This window comes from Paenibacillus sp. MT124 (assembly GCF_058792755.1).
Map to the genome: position 1 here is coordinate 2,105,163 of NZ_CM179500.1, position 22,818 is coordinate 2,127,980.

A 22,818-nucleotide genomic window follows, 5' to 3' on the forward strand; every position below is an offset into this window, starting at 1 on the left:
GTGAAGGGATGTCCTGCTCAGGATTCCCTGACGAGAGTAGGCTTTTTGTATAGTTTGAATCGGACCCATACCATATTGATTAACAGCAGCCCACCGGAGACAATGAACAATCCCTCAATGCCGATGAATCCTGCCATAAAACCGCCGATCACAGCCCCAAGCATGTTCCCCAGGGCGAGCGTGCTTGTATTAAAACTGAATGCACGACTGATCATGCCATCTGGGGTGTAGGCCCGAATCAAGGCATTGACGCTAGGCAGCAAACCACCCATGAATACACCCATGGCGAAACGTACCAAAATGAGCTGCCATACCGATTGTACGAAGGCTTGTGGTATTAGCAGCAGTCCCGTACCTATAAGAGAGAAGGTCAGTACCTTGTGTGCTCCAATACGATCACTGAGCTTGCCGAGTATTGGAGACATGGCCATGTTGGATAGTCCGGTAACAGCGCCGACAAGACCGGCCCAGAATGCCACGTTTACATCCGATGCATGCAGCTTCTGTACATACAGCGGCAAGAGTGACATGGGGCTGATCATCGCAAACTGCAGCAGGAACGTTACAGCAAACAATGCGGGCAGCTGTGGCGACTTGTTCAATTCCTTCAGTCCGGACAAAACGGATTGTTCCGGTAGTTTGGCCGCTTCCTTGCGGTCGAATTTTTCCCGAACAAGGAACATGGCCAGCAGCGATGCAGCAAAGATGAGGCCACCTGTAATGTAGAATATGGGCCGGAAGCCAACGGCATCTGCAAGCAAACCGCCGATCAGCGGACCGAGAATCGTTCCGGCTACTTGTCCGGACTGACTTATACCCATGGCGAAACCCATACGATCCTTGGGCGTTGTTCCCGAGATCAGGGAAACGGCTGCCGGATTAAAACCGGAGATAGTACCGTTGAGCAAACGCAATAAGAGGAGCTGCCACGGATTCTGGGCAAATCCCATGAGCGCGATCACAATCGCCATCCCGAATCCGGAGCGCAGCAGCATAATTTTACGTCCATACTTATCGGACAGTTTGCCCCACAAGGGCTGGAACAAAAATGAAGTGAGGAAATTGGCAGCAAATATAAATCCCGCCCATATGCCAATCTCGTGCTCACCGACAACGCCTAAATCCTTGGCAAGGTATAGGGATAAAAAAGGCGTAATCATGGTCATGCCCGAATTGACCAGAAACTGTCCAAACCAAAGCACGATGAGGTTTACTTTCCAAGTTTTCAAAGTGCTTTCACTTCCTTTCTGTAATTCGTGGAAAAAACACCATTCTTTCATTATACCATAATTGGCATATGGATGAGGCGATGTAAGGAATGTCATAGTATTGTCATCGGAACAGATCGGCACGTGGTTGTTACAGCTCTTCAAAAAGGGCATAATGAGAGTTATGAGTCCAAAAACTATTGGAGGCTTCTTACATGAGCTATAATGATCGTTTGATTCGAGCCAGCTTCAAGCAACAAGTAGACCGTGTTCCTGTGTGGTACATGCGTCAGGCTGGGCGTTATGATCCTGAATATCGTAAAATTAAGGAAAAGTACTCTTTGCTCGAAATTTGCCGCAGGCCAGAGCTAGCAGCTGAAGTTACACTCATGCCGGTACGTAAACTCGGTGTGGATGCGGCTATTTTGTACTCCGATATTATGAATCCGGTTGCGTCTTTGGGCATTGATTTTGATATTGTAAAAAACATTGGTCCCGTCATTGATAACCCTATCCGTTCGGCGGCAGATGTGGATCGTCTGCGTCCGATCGATGTCGAAGGGGACCTGTCGCATATTCTGGAAACCATTCGGATTCTGGACAAGGAATTGGACGTTCCCCTCATCACATTTGCCGGCGCGCCGTTTACCATTGCCAGTTATCTGATCGAGGGTCGTCCTTCCAAGGGCTATATTCGGACCAAAACCATGATGTACAGCGAGCCTGAAGTATGGCACAAGCTCATGCAAAAACTAGGTGATATGGTAATTACATATGTCCGTGCACACATTGCTAATGGAGGCAAGGCTTTTCAGCTATTCGACAGCTGGGTTGGAGCCCTTTCTCCAAATGATTTCAAAACGTATGTGTTGCCGACGATTACCCGTATCTTTACCGAATTATCGGATTTGAATGTACCGAAAATCTATTTCCCTGGTGTGGCCTCCGGTGAACTGCTACCGACTCTGACGGATCTGCAAGCCAATGTGATCGGTCTGGACTGGAGAGTTTCTATCACAGAAGGCCGCAAGAGACTGGGTGGCAAATTTGCCGTTCAAGGCAATCTGGATCCCTATGTGCTGACAGCACCGATGGACTTGATTAAGCAGCAGGCCAAAGTCATTATTGATGAAGGTATCAAGGAGCCAGGTTATATTTTCAATCTGGGACATGGCTTGTTCCCGGAAGCTTCTCTTGAGAAATTGAGAGAACTTACGACATATATTCATGAATATTCTGCAGAAGTTTTGAAGACGGGGGTGACGGTTAGCAATGACTAATACCGTAGGTGTACTGGTGATGTCTTATGGCACACCTGAAAATATGGAAAGTATTGAAGCGTACTACACACATATTCGAAGAGGACGGCCGCCTGAGCCGGAACAACTGAAGGAACTGACAGACCGGTATGAGGCTATCGTTGGGGGCGTTTTCCCGCTGCGTGAAAATACAGATAATCAGGTTAAGGCCCTGCAGGAGACGCTGAGCCAAGATGAGCGTACGAACGGAGTGGAGTTCCGTTGTTATCAAGGGCTGAAGCATGCTCATCCATTTATTGAAGATGGTGTGGAACAGATGGCGAAGGACGGAATTCAGACAGCAGTCGGTGTTGTACTTGCTCCTCACTATTCCACAATGAGTGTGGGCAGCTACATCAAGCGTGCTCGTGAGAAAGCAGAGGAACTGGGAATTCAAATGACATTTGTTGAGAGCTACCACCTGCATCCTAAGCTGATCCAGGCTCTCTCTTCCCGTGTCAGTGCCAAGCTGGATGAATTTGAAGAGGCTGGGGCGAAGCGCGGTGATGTACGAGTCCTGTTCAGTGCACACAGCTTGCCTGAGCGGATCGTAAGTCTGGGGGATCCTTATCCGCAGCAATTGCTTGAAACCTCCGAAGTCATTGCATCACGTGTAGGTATTAGCAACTGGCAATTTACATGGCAAAGTGCTGGACGTACGGCTGAACCGTGGCTTGGTCCGGATATTTTGGACACACTTCAGGAACTGTCCCGCGAACAGGTTGAGGATGTGCTGGTTGCACCCATTGGATTCGTCTCTGATCATCTTGAAGTACTCTATGATCTGGATATTGAGGCCAAAGCGATTGCCAAGGAGATTGACATGCGCCTAATGCGGATCGATTCGCTCAACAGCGATCCTCTCTATATGGAAACGTTATGCGACGTTATCATAAGCCAGTGGCAGCAAGGGTCGGATGTGTAATGGAAGACCAGAAACGTCGTGTTGTTGTCGTTGGTGGAGGCCTGACCGGCCTCAGCGCGGCATTTTATATTCGGAAGCATTACCGGGAAGCCGGGATTGAACCGCAAATTACACTGATTGAAAAAAGTTCGTCCATGGGTGGAATGATTGAGACGCTGCACCGGGATGGATTTGTCATTGAAAAAGGCCCAGATTCATTCCTGGCCCGCAAAACGGCCATGATTGATCTTGCCAAGGAATTGGAAATGGATCATGAACTGGTAAGCCAAAATCCGGAATCCAAAAAAACATATATTATGCAGCGGGGCAAGCTTCACCCCATGCCTGCTGGACTTGTGCTCGGAATACCAACAGAGTTGAAGCCGTTTCTGAGAAGTGGCCTGGTTTCTCCGGCAGGGAAGCTGCGGGCGTTGATGGATTTCTTTATTCCACCGCGCCGTACCGCGGAAGATGAATCCCTCGGTTACATGATTGAACGGCGTCTCGGTCCGGAGGTGCTTGAAAACCTGACCGAGCCTCTGCTTGCCGGTATTTATGCCGGGGATATGCGTCGTCTGAGTCTTCAGGCGACATTCCCGCAATTCGGTGAAGTGGAACGGGATTATGGTAGTCTGATCCGCGGCATGATGACAGGTCGTAAACCTGCAGAGACACATACGGGAACGAAGAAAAGCGCGTTCTTGAATTTTCGCCAAGGACTTCAGAGTCTTGTTCACGCCTTGGTTCACGATATGCAGGATGTGGACCAACGCCTGAATACGTCTGTTCTATCATTGGATGTTCAGCAAGGTGGTCAAACGAGGTACAGTGTGCAGCTCAATAACGGGGAGCGTATTGAAGCGGATGACGTGATTGTTACAGTCCCGACGTATGTGGCATCTGAACTGCTCAAACCGCATGTGGACACCTCTGCGCTGGATGCAATTAATTACGTATCTGTAGCCAATGTAGTCCTTGCTTTTGAGAAAAAGGATATTGAACATGTATTTGATGGTTCAGGCTTCCTCGTTCCACGCAAGGAAGGGCGGAATATTACTGCCTGTACCTGGACATCGACCAAATGGCTGCACACTAGTCCGGATGACAAAGTGCTGCTGCGTTGTTACGTCGGCCGCTCCGGAGACGAGCAAAATGTAGAACTTCCCGATGATGCGCTGACAGCTCTGGTGCTCAAGGATCTGCGGGAAACGATGGGTGTAGAGGCCGTTCCGATCTTCTCGGAGATTACCCGCCTGCGCAAATCCATGCCGCAGTATCCTGTAGGTCATCTTCAGCATATTGCAGCACTGCGTGAGGAACTAGGCAGTAAGATGCCGGGTGTTTACATTGCTGGTGCTGGTTATGAAGGAGTAGGTTTGCCGGACTGTATCAAACAGGCAAAAGAAATGTCGCTTCAGGCAGTTCAAAAGCTGGCTGTGCACTAATGCAGCCAATGTAAGGCTGCCTCTCCCGCGGAATGAATTCATTCTGTAAGGAGAGGCAGCTTTTTTCATGCAGGATATTTATTTTCGAGTGAATTGAATGATGGAAATCCAGGATATGCCTGATATAATGATAAAGGATTGCTGTAGAAGAAGAGGAGCTGCCTATGTATCCCCCAAGATCTAATCGAAGTAATCAAAAGAAAAAAGAAAAACGTGCACGCAGACGTATGATCTGGATGATCAATCTGTTTCTGATTGCTGCAATCGGAGGGGTAGGCATATATTACGCAGCAGAGGTGCAGAAACAGCAAGCGGAGCCGGCGACAAATGAAGCTGTAGTAAAAGAGCAACAACCTGCGGATCAGGAGGATGCCAAAGGTGGTGATGAGCTGGATTCGCCTGAAGCCGAGTCAGATGCAGATCCGGATGCAGAACAAGATTCTATGGAAGTAACCAGTCCGGGGTCAGAAACTGCTGAAGATGAGAGCGTTTCATCCGGCGGTGAAACAACGGAGTCGGGCAGTAAGGAGTCTGTTAAAGGGTCCGAAGAAGGACAAACAGGGACGGGAACAGCCAAACCATCAAATCCGAAGGACAATGAAAGTTCCGGAGCCCAAACAACGGTTCCACAGCCTACAGGATCAGGGAAGAACGTAACCATTAATTTTGTTGGTGATATTCAGTTCTCTGGCAAGGTGGCCGAATTGTTGGATAAGAATGGCTACGATTACCCTTATGCCAAGCTTGGCGGTCTGTTCAAGAACGATGATCTGACCGTGGGCAACCTGGAGACTCCCGTGACGCTGGGTGGTTCAGCTGCTGAGAACAAAACATATGTTTACAAATCTTCGCCAAAAGCATTGGCAGCGATGGCTGCTGCCGGATTTGACGCAGTAAATCTGGCTAACAATCACATTTTGGACCAGGGTGTGGAAGGACTCGTCGACACACTAACCTACCTTCAGGAGTATGGTATTGCGCATACTGGGGCCGGGATGAACAGGGACGAAGCTTATGCGCCTGCCTATCTGGAAAGGAAAGGCATCAAGATCGCACTGCTTGGCTTCAGCCGGGTTGTGCCTGAAGCGAGCTGGAAGGCGGAAGGCAATCGTGCTGGTGTTGCAGAAACCTATGATTCTACAGGGGCGGTAAACGCGATTCAAGAAGCTCGTCAGAAGGCGGATCTTGTGATCGTGGTAGCACATTGGGGAGAAGAGCGAGTCAGTACACCCAATGATGACCAGACCAGACTGGCACATGAGTTTGTGGATGCTGGGGCTGATCTCGTCATTGGTGGGCATCCTCATGTGCTTCAAGGAGTAGAGTATTATAAGGGCAAGTGGATCGCATATAGCACAGGAAATTTTATTTTTTCGAAATCAACGACGGAAGAAACCTGGAAAACAGCTGTTTTTCAGGCAGAATGCAGCGCGGAAGCGAAGTGCAGCATGAAAGTCATTCCATATGAGGCGGGGCTTGGTCAGGCCATTCCAATGCTAGGTGAAGCCAACAAGCTGTTATTGGAGCAAATGACCAGGCTCTCACCAGGAATTCGCTTTGACGCGGCTGGAGTGGCCTCAACAAGCTGATACAAGAATGATAACGTCTAAGGAGTGGGGAATAATGAGTAACTTATGTGTAGCACACCGTGGATTTTCTTCCACAGCACCTGAGAATACGATGGCAGCTTTTCAGCTGGCCATGGAGCAGTCTTATGTAACTTGGATCGAACTGGACGTGCAATTGTCCCGCGACGGCGTGCCAGTAGTCATCCATGACTTTTCGTTCAACCGGACGACGAATGGAGAAGGGCTTGTACGGGAGACGAATTGGTCTGATATTCAGAAGCTGGATGCAGGGAGTTGGAAGTCCAAGGAATATGCGGGGGAACGCGTTCCGGCTCTCAGCGAAGTGTTGGACAGCTGCAAGGGCAAAGTACGTCTGAACATTGAGCTGAAAACACAAGGAGACATGTATCCGGGCTTGCCGGCAGCCGCTATTGAGGAAGTACGGAAAAGAAACATGCAAGCCGAAGTCGTTTTCACTTCCTTTGAACCTGCTGCGCTGGCTGAATCCAAAAATATCGCACCTGAGATCACTACAGGTCTCATCATTGATGCTCGTCCAGGAGATCTATTAGCGAGACTTCGTCAGCTGCAATGCGGGTTCCTATCGATCGGTTACACCAACGTGGACAAATCACTGATGCGGGAAATGAAGAACAATGGCATTCAGGTCATGGCCTGGACCGTAGATGATAAGATCATTATGAAGCGCCTCGCTGCAATTGATCCCGAGCTTATGCTGTGCACGAATCGTCCTGACGCTTGGAATCAGGCATTGCAAAAGTCGAGCAATCGGGCATAAAGATAAGGGTCCATATTCTCTAATTAATCCAATAAAGGTGGTCGTATTCCGATGCTCTCAACGATTCGTAACGTATACTGTGTAGGACGCAATTATAAACTTCATGCGGAAGAGCTGGGTAACGCGGTTCCGGACGAACCGATGATCTTCATGAAGCCTTCGCATGCGGTGGTACCCATGAATGGAGAGGCGATTGAATTACCTGCTTCCCGTGGGGAAGTTCACTATGAAGCTGAACTGGTCGTTCAAATTGGCAAGAGTTATGAGCCAGGGGTTGCTGTAGAGGATTTGATCGAATCGTATGCATTTGGCATTGATTTTACGCTGCGTGATGTACAGTCGGTCATCAAGAAGAAAGGCCACCCGTGGACTGCGGCCAAAGGATTCAAAAATTCCGCACCTGTAAGTGGGTTTCAGGCCTTTTCCAGTACGGAAGCTTTGCTTGCAAAAGATTTTACGCTGACCAAAAATGGTGTTGAAGTGCAGCGAGGCAACATTCGCAACATGATTTTTGACCTTCAACACATTGTGGATTATGTAGGACATCACTATGGTCTTGGCGCAGGTGATATCATCTTCACCGGGACACCAGAGGGTGTGGGACCAACCGTAGAGGGAGATGTGCTTGAGCTCGCCTGGGATGGTCAATCCGTTGGGAAATGTACCATTGCAGCAGCGAAATAATCCTGTAAGTTCCGTATGAATTATAGTTATACAGTCATCCATTCAGGGGCGGGAAACCGCTCCTTTTTGACGTGATCATAGAAGATAAACGAACACGCATCTGTACACGTTTAGGCCAACTCGTAAGAGGTACGGGCGCTTTCTAGAACAATTTGTTCGATTTCCGCATGTTGTGCCTCATATTGCTCTTGGGTGATACTTCCGCTTGCCAGACGATCATCCAGCTGCTGCCTGAGTTGTTTGACCTGCAAAGCCACGACCTGACTGAAATCTCCATCATTCTCGTCTGCAATGGTTTGGAGTGATTTGCCTGCGTACAGATCCTGGTACAAATCTTCCTCGGAGGAATGGTTCAGTGCAGTCAGCAGCTCATCCTTGTTATCATCTTTGGTATTTATACTTACGATGGACCACTCCGTCAAGGGAATCGGAGAAATGGCTGATTTGCTCCAGGCGGTTCCTGCAAAAGACATGGTTACCATCATCGTACCCACAAACATTACACGTTTTATATTCATTCCTGTCATCCTCGCTTCTCTATTTAAGTACGAAGGGAATCGTAGCTTAATCTTGTTGTGTTGATCTGAGATTAGTTTAACCGGAGAAGCTGAAGTGAAACTTAAAATGGCATAAATAAATCCTGACAGGCAAAAAAAGAATAATAACTTTTAATTCTTACTTGACAGGTTGGGTTAGTAGGTTATATGATGAACTCAATTATTTTAACACTCATTAAATGAACAGTGAAATAAATTTGAATACGGATGCGAGCTGATTGGACCACCAAAGGCTCCCGGGACTACTCCATATGGAATGTCTTCGGGAGCCTTTTTGCGTACTTGCTAACGTTTCGGCCGGATAGGAGGAAATGAGATGAACGAGAGAGATTGGGATGCGTTGGAGAAAACGGATTGGCTGTTTCGCAAGATGGTCAGACGATTCGTCAAGGAGCGGGATCGCATAACGGTGGAAGGCATTAGCCTGCCGGGTATGCTCATCCTGCACAAAATCATTCGTGAAGGAGAACAGCGGCTTGGCGACCTGGCCGATCAATTGGATTTCACTTCCGGTGCCATTACTGCACTGACTGACAAGCTGGAGAAAAAGGGATTAACGATCCGCAGACGCAAGGAAGACGATCGCCGTACCGTCCTGCTCGATATAACCGCCAAAGGTAGGGAAATGTATGCCCGCAATAGCAATATCGGTGCCCGATGTATCACGCTTCTGTTTGAGGGATTTACCACTGCGGAACTGGAACAGCAAAGCCAATTGTATGAGCGGGTGATCGCGAATCTGGAAGGATTCTCAGATACACTGCTGGAGCTTGCCGAGAGCAACACGAGAGATGAGACAGATCCGTCTGTGGGCAACGACCTTGAACAGAAGCGAAAGGGGAATTCCGGAAAGAACAACTATCTCAGTTATTAATGCTTGAACTGTAGTAAATGAATCTAACAATCCAAGGGAGAGATGAGAACGATGGGACACTCAACAATTTATCCAACGGGAGCAACGCTGTATAATCCGGAAAAGGCTTGGGGTGGTTACACCGTGTACCAGGCAGGTGAAGAAGGCGTTGTATTAATTGATATGAACGGGAAGGAAGTTCACCTCTGGAAGGGACTGCTCGGATTTCCGGCCAAAATTTTCCCAGGAGGTTATGTGCTGGGAAGCACGGGCAGAAGAGATCCAAAGTTCGGTATTCAGGATAATGTGGACCTGGTTCAGGTGGACTGGGATGGCAACATCGTGTGGAAATACAATAGCTACGAACATATTGAAGATCCGGGATACGAACCATTGTGGTACGCCCGCCAGCACCATGATTATCAGCGTGAGGGCAATCCGGTAGGGTATTATGCTCCTGGTCTTGCTCCGAAAACACAGGGTGGCAAGACACTGATCCTGGCGCACAAAAACGTAAGCAATCCGCAAATCTCGGATAAACCTTTACTTGATGATGCCATTATTGAAGTGGATTGGGAAGGCAATGTGTTGTGGGAATGGCTTCCGAACGAGCATTTTGAAGAACTGGGCTTTGACGAGGCTGCACGCAATGTATTGTACCGTGACCCGAATACGCGTTCATTTGGTCACCTTGGTGGGGGGGTAGGTGATTGGCTGCATATTAACTCGGCTTCCTATGTTGGTCCTAACCGGTTCTATGAAGCGGGAGACGAGCGCTTTAACCCGGATAACATCATATGGGATGCCAGAGAAGCCAATATTATTGCCATTACGGACAGACAGAGCGGCAAAATTGTTTGGAAACTCGGCCCGGATTATTCCTCTCCTGAAGCGAAGCATATCGGCACCATTATCGGACAGCATCATGCGCATATCATTCCTCAAGGACTGCCAGGCGAGGGCAATCTGCTGGTGTTTGATAATGGAGGATGGGCAGGTTATGGTCTTCCGAATCCGGCTTCTCCATATGGCTTGAAACACGCGGTCCGTGATCATTCCCGTGTACTTGAGATTGACCCGTTGACACTGGAGATTGTGTGGCAATATACCTCTGCTGAAGCTGGCTTTTCCGTTCCAACCGATTCTTATAAATTCTACAGCCCATATATTAGCTCAGCCCAGCGCTTGCCTAACGGTAACACGTTGATTACCGAAGGGTCCAATGGCCGATTATTTGAAGTTACAGCAGAGCATGAGCTGGTGTGGGAATATATTTCTCCATACAAGGATGGGCGTAATACCAATATGGTTTATCGTTCGTATCGAGTTCCATATCAATGGGTTCCTCAACTGGAGAAGCCGGAAGAGGTGGCGATCGAATCCATTGATGTATCGGTCTACAGAGTGCCGGGAGCAGCAGCCAAAGGCTCTGACTCGGTAGTCAGTGTAGAGACAACACTGCCGTTTGTTGAAGGAGCAGCTTGCGTAGCAACATCGGATGAAGGAAAACAAGGCAGTTAACGGTAGCCGAGGATAAATTGATTGAACGGGGTGCATGTTGTGAAAAAAACAGCCATTTTAAAGGGAGCATTCTTATTGCTCCTCTCCATAACTTTTATCATCTCCGGATGTTCTTCATACGGAACGGTGTCCGAAGCGAAAGGCGGCTCCGCAGGTAGTGGCACCAAGGTAAAGATCCGCATAGCGGATACGAGCACAAACCCGACGTTCAGGGTAGCCATTGCCAAAGGGTTCTTTGAAAGCCAAGGCATTGATGCAGAGAGCATCACGTTTGGTTCTCCGGCAGAAGGTGTGAATGCACTGTTTATCAAACAGGTCGACATTGCCTACGGTGCTGACTTCCCGGTGTTGAACGCTCTGGCCAAAGGGGATTATTCGATCATCGCTTCTGCGGGTCAGACAACGGATGAAGCAGCTGCTGCATGGAAGCTGTATGCCAAGGAGGAGATCCAGACGGGTGCAGACTTGAAGGGCAAGAGCGTAAGCTTTATTCGCGGAACATTCATTCCTTATCTGTGGGATGAGTATTTGAAGGATCAGGGGCTTGCGCTTGGTGATGTGAAGCAGATTGGGCAAGGGGCCTTCGATGAGTCCTATATTGCATTGAAGCAAGGAGAACTGGATGCCACTTGGGTTATCGGATCTGCATTAACCGATAAGTTCGATACGCTCGAAGGCGTGCATCAGCTGACAGATATGTCCCAGACTCCGGTAAGGCTTGGTATGGGATTGGTTGCAAGCAATGAGTTCATTGAAGCGAATCCGGAAACGGTAAAGGGATTTCTTGTGGCGCTGGATCAAGCTGCAACATATGCCCAAGCTCATCCTGATGAGGTAGCGGATCTAATGTACAAGGAGACAAAACAACCCAAGGAAGCAACCTTGAAGGATCTTCCCATCAATCCTTGGGTCGTTGGCTTTACTCAGGAAGCTTATGATAGTTTGGCGGGACAGAAGCAATACATGGTGGATAACGGAATCATTGAGCAGGATTTTGATCTCAAAGGCAAGTTAAACCTGGAACTTCTGAAACAGGCATTGCCGGATAAAGTAACATATACCGAATAATCCAAAACGTACTGGAGGTGTCCTTATGTCCTTACCCGCAGATCGTCACACGATTCATATTGAACAGCTTCGAAAAACCTACAATGCTCCAACCAATGGAGAAGTGCATTACATTATCAAGGATGTTGATCTGGTGATCAAGGGCGGCGAATTCTTCGTTCTGCTTGGTCCCAGCGGCTGCGGAAAATCAACGTTACTTAATATGATCGCGGGTTTTATCTCCAAGTCGGGCGGGCAGCTTAAAGTGAATAACAAGGAGATCGACAGACCTGGAAGGGATCGTGCGATGGTGTTCCAACAGGCCGATTCCTCACTCTTTCCGTGGCTTACCGTAAGGGAAAATGTTGAATTCGGACTTCGGATGTCCAAGGTGCCCAAATCTGAACGCCGTACGATTTCGGACCGATACATTCAGCTCGTGGGGTTGGGAGGACATGAAGGGAAGTATCCGAAGGAGCTGTCGGGAGGCATGAAGCAGCGGGTACAACTAGCGCGGGTGCTCGCCAATGACTCGGCGATTCTGCTCATGGATGAACCTTTCGGTGCGCTCGATGCCATGACTCGAAGAGTCATGCAGAAGGAACTGGTGAATATATGGAGGGAAACACATAAGACCGTTATTTTTGTTACCCATGACATCCAGGAGGCTCTATTGCTCGGTGAACGGATCGGAATCATGTCAGTGGGACCTTCGTCGAATATAACGGACATTTACCATAACGTTCAGTCTTATCCGAGAAATATTGCTTCGGCTGAATTCAATAGCCTGTACGATCAGATTCAAAGCCATTTTGAAGAATAACTGAGGTGATCTGGACCATGAAATGGTTGGAGAAAAAGTGGGTGTCTGTACCGATATTATGGGTTACAGTCATTCTGATATGGCAGCTTGGTGCATTGCTCTACGGGCCGGACGTGATTCCTGGTCCATGGGATACTGTGCAGGGTGCTCGCGAATTAATTGCGGATGGCACACTCATGCAGTATATCGGGATCAGCTTCACACGTGTACTGGCCGGATGGGTGCTGGGAAGTGTCATTGCCATTCCGGTAGGGCTGCTTATCGGCAAGGTTCACATCATCCGTCTGTTTGCCGAACCTTTCCTTAATTTTATTCGATTTATCCCGCCGATTGCTTTCATTACATTGTTCCTGGTCTGGTTCGGCATTGGGGAACAGTCCAAGATTGCACTGATCATGTATGCGACATTTTTCATTGTTGTCCTGAATACACTGACGGGTGTCCTGTCCATTGAAGAGGATAAGATTCGTTCAGCCCGCAGTATGGGCGCGAATGAGTGGCAGATATTGCTGCATGTGGTTGTCCCTGCTACGACCCCTTATATTTTCACAGGTATTCGATTGGCGATGGGAACTTCCTATATGGCCATTATCGGTGCAGAGATGATTGCTTCTAATGAAGGCGTAGGTTATTTGATCTGGAATTCACGGTTATTTTTCCGGACGGACTGGATTTTTGTTGGTCTCATCTCCTTGGGATTCATGGGTTTTCTCACGGATCGTTTGTTCAACTGGTTTGGTCGCCGTGTATTGTATCGGTATGGTGTCATCGGAGGGGTCAAGAGAGGCTGACACCGTGCGGAGCGGACGACTCGATGTTTAGTTGTAAAAGGGCAGTTTTCATCAATTATATTTCATCTAGCAGACCTGGTTCGCAGCTTTCTAAGCTGCCGGATCAGGTTTTTGTCATGCCTGCAACGGGAGTTTCGGCATTGGGCTCAAACCGTGGTATAATTGAATTTCAAAAATAACATAAACGTCATGTGGACCATAGATGCTGCCACATGCAGGAGAGATTATGGACTGGATTATCGGCGCCGTATGCGCTTTTATTGTGGCGGGTGCAGCCTACGCAAAGAAATCGCTAACCCTGTCCGGTTGCTTGGCAGCTGTGTTGATGGGAACGATCTATTACGGGGCAGGCAACCTGTTTTGGTTTGGCACACTGCTGTTGTTTTTCATAACTTCAACCTTGTTGTCCAAGTATCGTAAGGAACGCAAGCAGGAGCTGGAGAAATCGTATGCCAAGTCAGGCAATCGGGATGCAGGGCAAGTGTTTGCCAACGGCGGAATGGGCATGCTTCTATGTTTGGGATACTGGATATTTCCACATCCGGCCTGGATCTATGCTTTCATTGGTGTAATGGCAACCGTAACTTCCGATACCTGGGCTACCGAACTCGGAAGCCTGAGCCGTAAGCCGCCACGTTCTGTGGTGAGTTGGAGGGTGCTGACTCCGGGCGCTTCCGGTGGTGTGTCGTTGCTTGGGACAACAGCGGCGGCAATAGGCGGAGCATTAATTGGAGCAGGGGCATTTATCTTTTCTTGGATCGCGGACTTTGAAACGCTTGGATTTCTGAGCTGGACGTGTGTTGGTCTTGTAGGTGGACTGGCTGGAGCATTTGCCGATTCCTACCTTGGAGCAACAGTCCAGTTGATGTATCGCTGTACTGAATGCGGCCGTGAAGTTGAGGTCAGTGAACACTGTGGCCACAAGACCGTTCGCGCACGAGGCTGGACATGGATGAGCAACGATCTGGTCAACGTGCTGAGTTCGGTGATCGGAGGATGTGTGGCTATCGGTTTGGGTATTATTTTGGCGCTGTAGGGAGGGAGTGCAAGTGAGCACTGTGCAGGGAGACAAGTCGGAGGCTATTTTGGATGCGGCTTATGGTATTTTTGGATCAAAAGGATTTTATGAGACGAAAATGTCCGATATTGCTGAAGAAGCTGGCATTGCAAAAGGCACCATTTATTTATATTTCAAGAGCAAGGAACAACTATTCGTCGCGGTTTCCAAGCGGGACTGTAACAGTTTTATCAGCAGGCTTGATTATGCCTTGAAATCTCAGGAGAATACAGGTGAGAAGCTTGGCGCAATCGCCAAGACGCACCTGACTTATTATTACGAGCGGCGCAATCATACGAAGCTGTTTTTTATGGCACCTAATAACGATCCGGATCTTATGAAATTCATGAAGGCCTTTATGAATGAGTATATGAGCATGGTGTGTGAGGTGCTGAAAAGTGCAAGTGTACCTGAGCCTGTGCTTTTGGCAGAAGCCTATATCGGGATTTTGGATCGATTGAAGATGGATATTATGCTGAATCCGGAGTTCAATGAGGAAGATCTGAATAAACGGATTGCTTTTGCAGCGGCACTATTTCTGGACGGTTGTCGTTCTTTTTTACAAGTATAAGTATCATCATGAGCATGGAATCAAGAAACTGTTGAATCTCAATTTACAGAGAAGTGGGTAACGAGCAATGAACATAATGACGGTAGAGCAAATTTCAAAAAGCTATGGCGAAAAAATATTGTTCAAGGACGCCTCGTTTGGCATGGGCGACCAGGATAAGATCGGCGTCGTTGGCGTAAACGGAACGGGAAAGTCTACATTTCTGCGTGTAATTGCAGGCATGGAACCGGCTGATGAGGGACAGATTGCTATCGGAAATGATGTACGTATTCAGTTTCTGGCACAAAACCCCGATTTTAACCCTGACAATACCGTACTGCAGCAAGTATTCGAGGGCGATAGTCCAGAGATGAAAACAGTGCGTGAATACACGGAGACGATGGAACTGCTCGAATTGAATCCATCCGATCCTGCCTTGCAAGAGCGGTTATTGCGTCTGAATCAACAGATGGAGCAGCTTCAGACCTGGCAGATGGAAAGTGAAGCCAAAAGCATTCTGTCCAAACTGGGTATCCGTCAATTTGACGCGCTAATGGGAACATTGTCCGGGGGACAACGCAAGAGGGTGGCTTTAGCGTCTGCTCTGATTCATCCCTGCGAGCTTCTCATTCTGGATGAGCCGACGAACCATATCGATAATGATTCCGTCGTTTGGCTGGAGCAATACCTGCAAAAACGTCGTGGTGCACTCCTCATGATTACGCATGATCGCTACTTCCTGGATCGTGTGGCGAATGTGATGCTGGAGCTGGATCATGGGCGTTTGTTCCGTTATGAAGCAAACTACACCCGCTTCCTTGAACTCAAGGCAGAGCGGGAAGAGCGCGAATCAGCCTCAGAGCAAAAACGGCAAAACCTGCTCCGTACAGAGCTTGCCTGGATCCGTCGCGGGGCCAAGGCGCGGACCACGAAACAAAAAGCAAGAATTGACCGTTTCGAACAGCTGAAGGATCAACAGGGGCCGAATCGCTCTGGCTCTTTGGAGGTTTCGGTAGGCTCTACTCGTTTGGGCAAGAAGATTCTGGAGATAGAGCACTTATCCAAATCCGCAGGTGGACGCAAATTAATTGAGGACCTGAACTATATCGCCGTGCCTGGTGACCGGGTAGGTATCGTGGGTCCGAATGGCAGTGGTAAATCGACTCTGCTGCAGCTGATCTCAGGCAAATTGGAACCGGATGCTGGAGAAGTCGTCCTCGGTCCAACCGTTAACCTGGGCTATTTCACGCAAGAGCATCAGGAGATGAATGAATCTCTGCGTGTCATAGAATATATCAAGGAAGTGGCCGAGAATGTGCGGACGGCGGATGGATCCCTGATCACGGCAGCCCAGATGCTGGAGCGGTTTCTCTTTACTCCTGCGTCGCAGTGGACGCCAATCTCCCGTCTGTCAGGTGGGGAGAAACGTCGTCTATATCTGCTGCGTATATTGATGGCTGCGCCCAATGTATTGCTGCTGGATGAGCCAACGAACGATCTGGATATTCAGACGCTGGCGGTACTCGAAGATTACCTGGATGACTTCCCGGGTGTTGTTTTCGTTGTCTCCCATGATCGCTATTTCCTGGACCGTACAGTGGATAAAGTGCTGGCCTTCGAGGGCAATGGAGCCATCCGGGTACATGTTGGCGACTATAGTGAGTATGCTGAATGGATGCTGAAGAATGCACCGGGAGCTTCTCAGGTGGGCGATATGGGGTCAGCAGCGAAAAAAGCAAAAACAGATGAGGTTAAGCCTGCTGCATCTACGGCCAAGCCGAAGCTGAAGTTTAGCTTCAAGGAACAACGGGAGTATGATCAGATCGACGAGAATATTGAGAAAGCGGAGGCTAACCTTGCGCGGATCAACACGGCGATGGAGGAATCCTTCAGTGATTCAGCCCGTTTGCAGGAACTCATGGCAGAGCAGGCTGAAGCAGAGCGTCATCTGGAAGAACTGATGGAACGTTGGACGTTCCTGAATGAGCTTGCAGAGCAGATTGAGAAAAGCAAATCCTAATCGAAAAGTACAAATCGTCATCCTTTAAAATAGGGCTTAACGCCTTGTTATGAAGGATGGCGATTTTTTTATATGAAACGTTAGCCATATCCATTACGTTGTAAGTAGTAAGGAAATAATTCCAGTGAAAGGAGAGAACACCACATTTATGTACAAAGAATTGAATGAACAACTGGCTGTGCTCAAGGAAAAGGGGAGAATTTACGAGAAATGGAACAATCGCCTGGAGAAGTTGAACCAGGAAGAAGTCGAGTGGAAGGCGAAAGTACAGCGGCGCCTGGAGCATCTCCAGAAGGAGCAGAATGATGTGGACCGGCTGAATGGCATGACCTTATCTGCATTTTTCTATAACTTGATTGGCAAAAAGCAGGAGAAGCTGGAGAAGGAAGAACTCGAATTAATGGAGAGTAAGGCTGAGTATGATACAGCATGCCAAATGTTACAAGACATTCATGAGCAGAGGAAAGAAGTGCAGCGCGAACTAGATGAGCAGAGTAAATATCAATTCTGGGAAAATGATTACAAGGTGCTGTGGGGCAAAAAGGAAAATCAACTGCTGGCGAATCACGATGAACTTAGGCAATTGGCAGAGGATCTGGAGCATTTACGCGGAGAAATGAAGGAACTTAAGGAGGCAGACCGGGAAGGGGAACGCCTGCTCAGTGCACTGGGCCGTGCGGGGGATGCGCTCAAGTCTGCAGGGAATTGGGGAGTATACGACATGATGGGCGGAGGCATGATATCCACTCATATCAAACGCGGTCGTATGGATGACGCTCAATCTGCCTTAACGGAAGCGGGAAGACATTTGAAGCGATTCCAGAAGGAGCTTGAAGATGTGAAAATGGCGGTACACGCTGACCTGGAGCTTGGGGGATTATTATCCTTTGCAGATTATTTCTTCGATAATCTCTTCGTGGATTGGATGGTGCAAGACAAAATCCGAAAAGCCGAATCCCAGGTGGAGGAGGGCCGTCTTACCGTCCGTCGTACATTACATGTGTTAAAAAATGAAATTCGTGATCATGAGAGAAAAGTAACCAAAATCGAGCAGCAATATCGTCAGTATGTGGAGCAGGCTGATTAAGGTAGATGTCCAGTTAGAAGAACATGATAGGGTAAAAAAAAGATGCCAGGCAGCGGTGTGATCTGTTGCTGGCATCTTCTTATTTTCCTGAAGTATATAAGGGTGATTACTTGGTTGTGATGTATGAAGCGAGCAGTCTGGCTGTATTCAGAACGGCATCCTTGTGCGTGCGCTCCATCGAATGGGAAGCATGTACCCCAGGGCCAATCAGTGCAGCACGAATGTTGTTTCCACCTCGCAAGGCAGCACTGCCATCTGAGCCGTATTGAGGATAAATATCAACGACATAATCGAGATTTGCTTGCTTGGCAAGTTCAATCAGGCGACTCGTCATGTCATAGTCATATGGACCAGAAGAGTCTTTGGCGCAGATGGATACATCCGTTTCTTTACAGCTGAGATCGTCACCCATTGCCCCCATATCTACGGCGATCAATTCACTGATCTCGGACGGGATATATGAGGCGCCATGTCCAACTTCTTCGTAATTCGAAATAAGCAGAGAGACGTTATGTAGAGGCTTCCAGCCTTCCCGATGAGCAGATTCCAAAATGCCGAAAAGGGCAGCCACGCTAGCTTTGTCATCCAGATGACGTGACTTGATATAACCGCTTGGCGTAATAACCGCACGTGCATCGAAAGAAATAAAGTCACCGACGCCGATACCGAGTTCAAGAACATCTTCCTTGGATGAAACCACTTCATCAATACGAACTTCCATATGGCTTTCCTTACGCTCAAAGGTGCGGGCATCCGGGTAGACATGAACCGAAGGGTGCAGGGAGAGAATCGTACCGGTATATGTTTTGCCATCCCGTGCGTGGATCGTGCAATACTCGTTTTCAATACTGTTCATGGTGAATCCACCCACAGAGGTTAGTTTGAGCGTACCGTAAGAAGTGATGGAACGTACCATCGCGCCTAGTGTATCCACATGTGCACTGAGTCCAATGGTCTTGGAGGCATCCAGCCCAGGCAAAGTGAGTACCGCTCCGCCTTTGTTATTTAATTCAAATGAAATATTCAATGATTGGGCTTCTTCCCGGATCATCTCGATAATGTGGTGTGTGTAGCCACTTGGACTCGGAGTATCCAGCAGCCTTTTCAGAAGGTCCAGGACGTAGGATTCATTAATTGTAAAATTCATATAGAGATTCCTCCTCATAATCAGTGTTCCCAGAACAAGAATGCAGCCTGTCTGGTCGAATGGGATATCCATTCCTTATGCCAGCAGGCTGCTTGTTCTTCTTACAACGAATCTGCAGAATTTCCTTTGCGCTGCTGACTCTGGATGGAATCCGTCTCAGCCATGCGATCCGTTTCAGTTGTTTCGAAGGCTTCCATTGTCGCGGTGGAACCCGGTGAAGAATAGCTCGAAGCCGTGTTCTCCAATTCGGTTACACGCAATTTCAATTGCTTGTTCTCACGCTGCAATCGATACTGACGGAAAATGCCATAGGATCCGACAATGATTCCACCAATCAGGGTACAGCCCAGAATCAGCAAAATCAGGGGGATTTGAACCGTGTTAAACAGCAGGTTAACCTGCACGGAATCCACATTAATAACAGCGAAGATTCCGGTAAGAAGTGCAAAAACAAGACCTGCGATGAGGGTCCATTGCATTTTCATGGTGGTGCCTCCTTGTTGAACAATTCAGGAATACGAATGCATTACCCCAAAGAAGGCGCTGTGCATCTGGCTTGATTATAAAATCCCTTGCCCGAAATGGGCAAGGGATGCAGGTCGCATGTAACAGAGAGACAACTTTATTTAGTCAATTGTTCCATCTGTTCAATCAATTCTTTGAAGACACTCATGGCTTCGCGAATTGGCTGTGGAGAAGACATATCCACGCCTGCTTTTTTTAGAATATTGATGGAGTAGTCACTTCCACCACTCTTTAGGAAGCCAAGATAACGGTCTACCGCAGGCTGACCTTCTTCGAGAATCTGTTTGGAGAAGCTCGTTGCTGCAGAGAACCCGGTTGCATATTTGTAAACGTAGAAGCTGTTGTAGAAATGGGGGATACGTGCCCATTCCATCTCAATATCCTTATCTACAGCCATGCTGTTTCCATGGTATTGGACGTTGAGGTCGTAATAAATTTCAGACAGCAGCTGCGGTGTAAGGGCTTCGCCCTGTTCAGCACGCTCATGAATGATTTTCTCAAATTCGGCAAACATCGTTTGACGGAACACCGTTGTACGGAATTGATCTGCATAATAGGTCAACAGATACAGTTTTTCCTTCGGATCCGTGGATTTGTTAAGCAGGTAATCCATCAGCAATGCCTCATTGGTTGTGGATGCAACCTCTGCTAGGAAGATGGTGTACTGTGCATCCCGATACGGAAGGGTAGTATCCGAATAATAGGAATGCAGAGCATGACCCATTTCATGTGCTAGTGTAAACATGCTGTTCAGATTGTCTTTATGGTTAAGCAGGACGTATGGGTGTGTGCCGTATGCACCCCAGCTGTAAGCACCTGAACGTTTGTTTTCGTTCTCATATACGTCAATCCAGCGGTCATCATATCCAGCCTGCAATGTATTCGCATAATCCTCGCCCAGCGGTTTCAGGCCATCTTTGACGGTCTGTTTTGCTTCCTCATAAGTGATGTCCATTTTATACTCATCAACCAGAGGAGCGAACAAGTCATACATATGCAATTGATCCACACCGAGTAATTTTTTGCGCAGATCCATATAACGGTGCAGGAGCGGGAGGCTTTCATGAATGGTGTCCACCAGGTTGGTATATACCTCTGTTGGAATGTTGTCACCATACAGTGACATTTCCATTACGGAAGGGTACTTCCGGACATTTGCATAGAACATATTTTTGGTGACATTGGCATTCAGGGCTGCAGCGATCGTGTTCTTCTGTTTGGCGTACGTTTCATACACCGCTTTGAAGGCACGTTCGCGAACTTCGCGATTAGGGTTCTCCAGGAATTGAATGTAACTTCCGTGGGTAAGCTCCACATCGTTACCGTGTTCATCCTTAATTTTCGGGAACTTGAGATCAGCATTATTCAGCATGCTGAAGATGGTTTGTGGCGCTTGGGACAAGTTGCCCACCTGTGCAAGCAGGGCTTCCTCCGTTTTGCTCAAGACATGCGCCTTCTCACGTTTCATCTCTTCCAGTGTGAACTTGAATGCAGACAGTTTCTCATCTGCAATGAAAGCATCCAGCTGATCATCCGGCAGAGAGAGGATTTCTGGTGTGACAAAGGAAAGAGCTTCTCCGACACGCACACTTAGCTTTTGCGCTTTTTGGGACAGGTTTTGGTATGTAGGATTAGCTGTGTCTTCATCTTGGTGCATGCGTGCATACACAAAAAGGCGTTCAATTTTGAGACTTACCTCATCTTCAAGTTCAAAGCATGCCTTAAGAGATTCCGGCTTGTTCAGCTTACCTTGAAATTCGGAGGCTTTCTTGGTCAGAGACGTTACTTCTTCGTATTCCTGATCCCAGGCTTTTTGATCGGCGAACAAATCTTCGAGTTTCCACGTATGTTCTGTTGGCACCTCGGAACGTTTCAATAATTGACTCATGGGAATCCTCCTTTGATGAAGTTGATGTATAGACCAATCTGCTCCCGTCTCGCTCGCTTGTGCGGAGAGAGACGAAGGAATCAGACTGAGTACTAGTATGACAAACAGTGATTTTCGATATTTCAACGGCCTTCCTCCTGACTATACGAGCAATTCGGTATAGTATGGCCTCGGACCGATTGAAATATTTGAGAGCACTAGGCTCCCATGTTGGCCAGGAAATAGACGATCAGGAAAAAAGCAAAACAGATAAGCAGTGTGGCTATAAGGGCCATTCCCCGTCGCAGTCGATCCGGAATGGAACTGCGTCCCAGAATAAGCACAACTCCCAGCGAAAAGGCGAGGATAATGAAGATGACAACATTGCTTGAGTCAAGCGTCATTCATTACACCTCTTTGAAAGCAGCCATCAGCTGACGCCATTCATCCTCGCGGTTCTCGAAATCGGCTTTTGGAAAACGGCGCTCAGCCCAGTGCATCAAGGCAGGGCGGCTGAGAAACGTGTGGCATTCTTCGCCCCATTCCTCTGAAATTTCACGGAGTACGAGGTATTTGCCTTGTACTTCTACTGTCATCATATTCCACTTGTCTCTTTTGTATATTTCATGTTTTTTAATCATAGATAGTCTCCAAACTTACGGTTTTGGTAAAATGATACCGTACCCTACGTTTCAAAGCAAATTTTTTCCGCATTTATTGAAAAGATAAATTGCAAAGTGGAAAGTCATACAGTATAATGAGGGTATTCGCCATAGATGGCGATATTTTTAGGAGGTTGTTCATTTGAAAGGTACAGTTAAATGGTTTAACGCAGAAAAAGGCTATGGCTTTATTTCAGTTGAAGGCGGCGAGGACGTATTCGTACATTTCTCCGCAATCCAAGGCGACGGCTTTAAAACATTGGAAGAAGGTCAAGCGGTAGAATTCGAAATCACTGATGGAAACCGTGGTCCTCAAGCAGCTAACGTAATTAAATTGTAAGATTTTTCCGTTCACCGGATTTCTTATAAATGATTGGCTTCTAGCTGAATATAAAGAACCCAAGC

General features: G+C 47.9%; 23 protein-coding genes. 16 read left to right on the forward strand and 7 right to left on the reverse strand.

Features of this window, described 5'->3' with window-relative positions:
* Positions 1–17: 17 nt before the first annotated feature.
* Entirely contained in the window at positions 18–1,280 is a 1,263-nt protein-coding gene (locus AC3RCI_RS09910; RefSeq protein WP_336780212.1) for an MFS transporter, read from the reverse strand.
* A 143-nt stretch (positions 1,281–1,423) separates the two neighbouring features.
* On the opposite strand from AC3RCI_RS09910, the gene hemE reads away from it, so the two are divergent.
* From hemE to AC3RCI_RS09940, 6 genes are all read left to right on the forward strand, one after another.
* Entirely contained in the window at positions 1,424–2,488 is a 1,065-nt protein-coding gene (hemE, locus tag AC3RCI_RS09915; protein ID WP_154896007.1) for a uroporphyrinogen decarboxylase, read from the forward strand.
* Positions 2,481–3,431, forward strand: coding sequence for a ferrochelatase (gene hemH / locus AC3RCI_RS09920; protein ID WP_492528801.1), 951 nt, complete (start codon positions 2,481–2,483; stop codon positions 3,429–3,431). The genes hemE and hemH overlap by 8 nt, the downstream gene beginning before the upstream one ends.
* Positions 3,431–4,855: a protoporphyrinogen oxidase gene (gene hemY, locus AC3RCI_RS09925; protein ID WP_492473208.1), complete on the forward strand. Its 1,425-nt coding sequence runs from the start codon at positions 3,431–3,433 to the stop codon at positions 4,853–4,855. Before hemH ends, hemY begins: the two co-directional genes overlap by 1 nt.
* Positions 4,856–5,019: 164 nt before the next feature.
* Positions 5,020–6,444 (forward strand): CapA family protein, encoded by a 1,425-nt coding sequence (locus tag AC3RCI_RS09930; RefSeq protein ID WP_492528803.1) that lies wholly within the window; start codon positions 5,020–5,022, stop codon positions 6,442–6,444.
* Positions 6,445–6,478: 34 nt separating this feature from the next.
* Positions 6,479–7,222: a glycerophosphodiester phosphodiesterase gene (locus tag AC3RCI_RS09935; protein WP_492528805.1), complete on the forward strand. Its 744-nt coding sequence runs from the start codon at positions 6,479–6,481 to the stop codon at positions 7,220–7,222.
* Positions 7,223–7,273: 51 nt separating this feature from the next.
* Entirely contained in the window at positions 7,274–7,906 is a 633-nt protein-coding gene (locus tag AC3RCI_RS09940) for a fumarylacetoacetate hydrolase family protein (protein ID WP_492473211.1), read from the forward strand.
* 110 nt (positions 7,907–8,016) lie between these two features.
* Here the strand turns inward: AC3RCI_RS09940 and AC3RCI_RS09945 are convergent, their stop codons facing one another.
* On the reverse strand, positions 8,017–8,424 hold the full coding sequence (locus AC3RCI_RS09945) for a hypothetical protein (RefSeq protein ID WP_492473212.1): 408 nt from the start codon (positions 8,422–8,424) through the stop codon (positions 8,017–8,019).
* A gap of 355 nt (positions 8,425–8,779) precedes the next feature.
* Here AC3RCI_RS09945 and AC3RCI_RS09950 point away from each other — a divergent pair, with 355 nt between their 5' ends.
* The 9 genes from AC3RCI_RS09950 to AC3RCI_RS09990 all read left to right on the forward strand — a co-directional run bounded on the left by AC3RCI_RS09950 (position 8,780) and on the right by AC3RCI_RS09990 (position 18,212).
* Positions 8,780–9,337 (forward strand): MarR family winged helix-turn-helix transcriptional regulator, encoded by a 558-nt coding sequence (locus AC3RCI_RS09950; protein WP_336779488.1) that lies wholly within the window; start codon positions 8,780–8,782, stop codon positions 9,335–9,337.
* Positions 9,338–9,388: 51 nt separating this feature from the next.
* The gene (locus AC3RCI_RS09955; RefSeq protein WP_336779489.1) at positions 9,389–10,837 is read left to right on the forward strand and encodes an aryl-sulfate sulfotransferase; all 1,449 of its coding nucleotides are present in this window, start codon (positions 9,389–9,391) and stop codon (positions 10,835–10,837) included.
* A gap of 39 nt (positions 10,838–10,876) precedes the next feature.
* A complete protein-coding gene (locus AC3RCI_RS09960; protein WP_492528807.1) occupies positions 10,877–11,905 on the forward strand; it encodes an ABC transporter substrate-binding protein in 1,029 nt (342 codons plus the stop codon).
* Between the two features lie 25 nt (positions 11,906–11,930).
* Complete coding sequence (locus AC3RCI_RS09965; RefSeq protein WP_153977843.1) at positions 11,931–12,707, forward strand: ABC transporter ATP-binding protein; 777 nt, start codon at positions 11,931–11,933, stop codon at positions 12,705–12,707.
* A 17-nt stretch (positions 12,708–12,724) separates the two neighbouring features.
* The gene (locus AC3RCI_RS09970) at positions 12,725–13,498 is read left to right on the forward strand and encodes an ABC transporter permease (protein WP_095288032.1); all 774 of its coding nucleotides are present in this window, start codon (positions 12,725–12,727) and stop codon (positions 13,496–13,498) included.
* Between the two features lie 226 nt (positions 13,499–13,724).
* Positions 13,725–14,534 carry a DUF92 domain-containing protein gene (locus AC3RCI_RS09975; RefSeq protein WP_492529860.1) on the forward strand — a complete coding sequence of 270 codons (810 nt, stop codon included), beginning with the start codon at positions 13,725–13,727 and terminating at the stop codon, positions 14,532–14,534.
* A 13-nt stretch (positions 14,535–14,547) separates the two neighbouring features.
* Positions 14,548–15,126 (forward strand): TetR/AcrR family transcriptional regulator, encoded by a 579-nt coding sequence (locus AC3RCI_RS09980; RefSeq protein ID WP_095288031.1) that lies wholly within the window; start codon positions 14,548–14,550, stop codon positions 15,124–15,126.
* A gap of 67 nt (positions 15,127–15,193) precedes the next feature.
* On the forward strand, positions 15,194–17,125 hold the full coding sequence (locus tag AC3RCI_RS09985) for an ABC-F family ATP-binding cassette domain-containing protein (RefSeq protein WP_492528809.1): 1,932 nt from the start codon (positions 15,194–15,196) through the stop codon (positions 17,123–17,125).
* A 148-nt stretch (positions 17,126–17,273) separates the two neighbouring features.
* Positions 17,274–18,212 (forward strand): hypothetical protein, encoded by a 939-nt coding sequence (locus AC3RCI_RS09990; protein ID WP_492528811.1) that lies wholly within the window; start codon positions 17,274–17,276, stop codon positions 18,210–18,212.
* Positions 18,213–18,318: 106 nt separating this feature from the next.
* On the opposite strand, the gene AC3RCI_RS09995 is transcribed toward AC3RCI_RS09990, so the two are convergent.
* From AC3RCI_RS09995 to AC3RCI_RS10015, 5 genes are all read right to left on the reverse strand, one after another.
* Positions 18,319–19,359, reverse strand: coding sequence for a M42 family metallopeptidase (locus AC3RCI_RS09995; protein WP_336779495.1), 1,041 nt, complete (start codon positions 19,357–19,359; stop codon positions 18,319–18,321).
* Between the two features lie 101 nt (positions 19,360–19,460).
* Positions 19,461–19,844, reverse strand: a complete 384-nt coding sequence (locus AC3RCI_RS10000; protein ID WP_183521126.1) for a lipopolysaccharide assembly protein LapA domain-containing protein — start codon at positions 19,842–19,844, stop codon at positions 19,461–19,463.
* Positions 19,845–19,981: 137 nt separating this feature from the next.
* Positions 19,982–21,772 (reverse strand): oligoendopeptidase F, encoded by a 1,791-nt coding sequence (gene pepF / locus AC3RCI_RS10005; RefSeq protein ID WP_183521124.1) that lies wholly within the window; start codon positions 21,770–21,772, stop codon positions 19,982–19,984.
* 197 nt (positions 21,773–21,969) lie between these two features.
* Entirely contained in the window at positions 21,970–22,155 is a 186-nt protein-coding gene (locus AC3RCI_RS10010; protein WP_095288025.1) for a hypothetical protein, read from the reverse strand.
* Positions 22,156–22,158: 3 nt separating this feature from the next.
* Complete coding sequence (locus AC3RCI_RS10015) at positions 22,159–22,392, reverse strand: hypothetical protein (protein WP_095288024.1); 234 nt, start codon at positions 22,390–22,392, stop codon at positions 22,159–22,161.
* A 163-nt stretch (positions 22,393–22,555) separates the two neighbouring features.
* On the opposite strand from AC3RCI_RS10015, the gene AC3RCI_RS10020 reads away from it, so the two are divergent.
* Positions 22,556–22,753, forward strand: a complete 198-nt coding sequence (locus AC3RCI_RS10020; protein ID WP_095288023.1) for a cold shock domain-containing protein — start codon at positions 22,556–22,558, stop codon at positions 22,751–22,753.
* The last annotated feature ends 65 nt before the right edge of the window (positions 22,754–22,818 follow it).

What these genes read in the sequence shown, in the direction of transcription:
- AC3RCI_RS09910 (WP_336780212.1), bottom strand. Translation starts at nt 1,280, where the DNA reads ATGAAAGAATGGTGTTTTTTCCACGAATTACAGAAAGGAAGTGAAAGC.
- hemE (WP_154896007.1), top strand. Translation starts at nt 1,424, where the DNA reads ATGAGCTATAATGATCGTTTGATTCGAGCCAGCTTCAAGCAACAAGTA.
- hemH (WP_492528801.1), top strand. Translation starts at nt 2,481, where the DNA reads ATGACTAATACCGTAGGTGTACTGGTGATGTCTTATGGCACACCTGAA.
- hemY (WP_492473208.1), top strand. Translation starts at nt 3,431, where the DNA reads ATGGAAGACCAGAAACGTCGTGTTGTTGTCGTTGGTGGAGGCCTGACC.
- AC3RCI_RS09930 (WP_492528803.1), top strand. Translation starts at nt 5,020, where the DNA reads ATGTATCCCCCAAGATCTAATCGAAGTAATCAAAAGAAAAAAGAAAAA.
- AC3RCI_RS09935 (WP_492528805.1), top strand. Translation starts at nt 6,479, where the DNA reads ATGAGTAACTTATGTGTAGCACACCGTGGATTTTCTTCCACAGCACCT.
- AC3RCI_RS09940 (WP_492473211.1), top strand. Translation starts at nt 7,274, where the DNA reads ATGCTCTCAACGATTCGTAACGTATACTGTGTAGGACGCAATTATAAA.
- AC3RCI_RS09945 (WP_492473212.1), bottom strand. Translation starts at nt 8,424, where the DNA reads ATGAATATAAAACGTGTAATGTTTGTGGGTACGATGATGGTAACCATG.
- AC3RCI_RS09950 (WP_336779488.1), top strand. Translation starts at nt 8,780, where the DNA reads ATGAACGAGAGAGATTGGGATGCGTTGGAGAAAACGGATTGGCTGTTT.
- AC3RCI_RS09955 (WP_336779489.1), top strand. Translation starts at nt 9,389, where the DNA reads ATGGGACACTCAACAATTTATCCAACGGGAGCAACGCTGTATAATCCG.
- AC3RCI_RS09965 (WP_153977843.1), top strand. Translation starts at nt 11,931, where the DNA reads ATGTCCTTACCCGCAGATCGTCACACGATTCATATTGAACAGCTTCGA.
- AC3RCI_RS09970 (WP_095288032.1), top strand. Translation starts at nt 12,725, where the DNA reads ATGAAATGGTTGGAGAAAAAGTGGGTGTCTGTACCGATATTATGGGTT.
- AC3RCI_RS09975 (WP_492529860.1), top strand. Translation starts at nt 13,725, where the DNA reads ATGGACTGGATTATCGGCGCCGTATGCGCTTTTATTGTGGCGGGTGCA.
- AC3RCI_RS09985 (WP_492528809.1), top strand. Translation starts at nt 15,194, where the DNA reads ATGAACATAATGACGGTAGAGCAAATTTCAAAAAGCTATGGCGAAAAA.
- AC3RCI_RS09990 (WP_492528811.1), top strand. Translation starts at nt 17,274, where the DNA reads ATGTACAAAGAATTGAATGAACAACTGGCTGTGCTCAAGGAAAAGGGG.
- AC3RCI_RS09995 (WP_336779495.1), bottom strand. Translation starts at nt 19,359, where the DNA reads ATGAATTTTACAATTAATGAATCCTACGTCCTGGACCTTCTGAAAAGG.
- AC3RCI_RS10000 (WP_183521126.1), bottom strand. Translation starts at nt 19,844, where the DNA reads ATGAAAATGCAATGGACCCTCATCGCAGGTCTTGTTTTTGCACTTCTT.
- pepF (WP_183521124.1), bottom strand. Translation starts at nt 21,772, where the DNA reads ATGAGTCAATTATTGAAACGTTCCGAGGTGCCAACAGAACATACGTGG.
- AC3RCI_RS10010 (WP_095288025.1), bottom strand. Translation starts at nt 22,155, where the DNA reads ATGACGCTTGACTCAAGCAATGTTGTCATCTTCATTATCCTCGCCTTT.
- AC3RCI_RS10015 (WP_095288024.1), bottom strand. Translation starts at nt 22,392, where the DNA reads ATGATTAAAAAACATGAAATATACAAAAGAGACAAGTGGAATATGATG.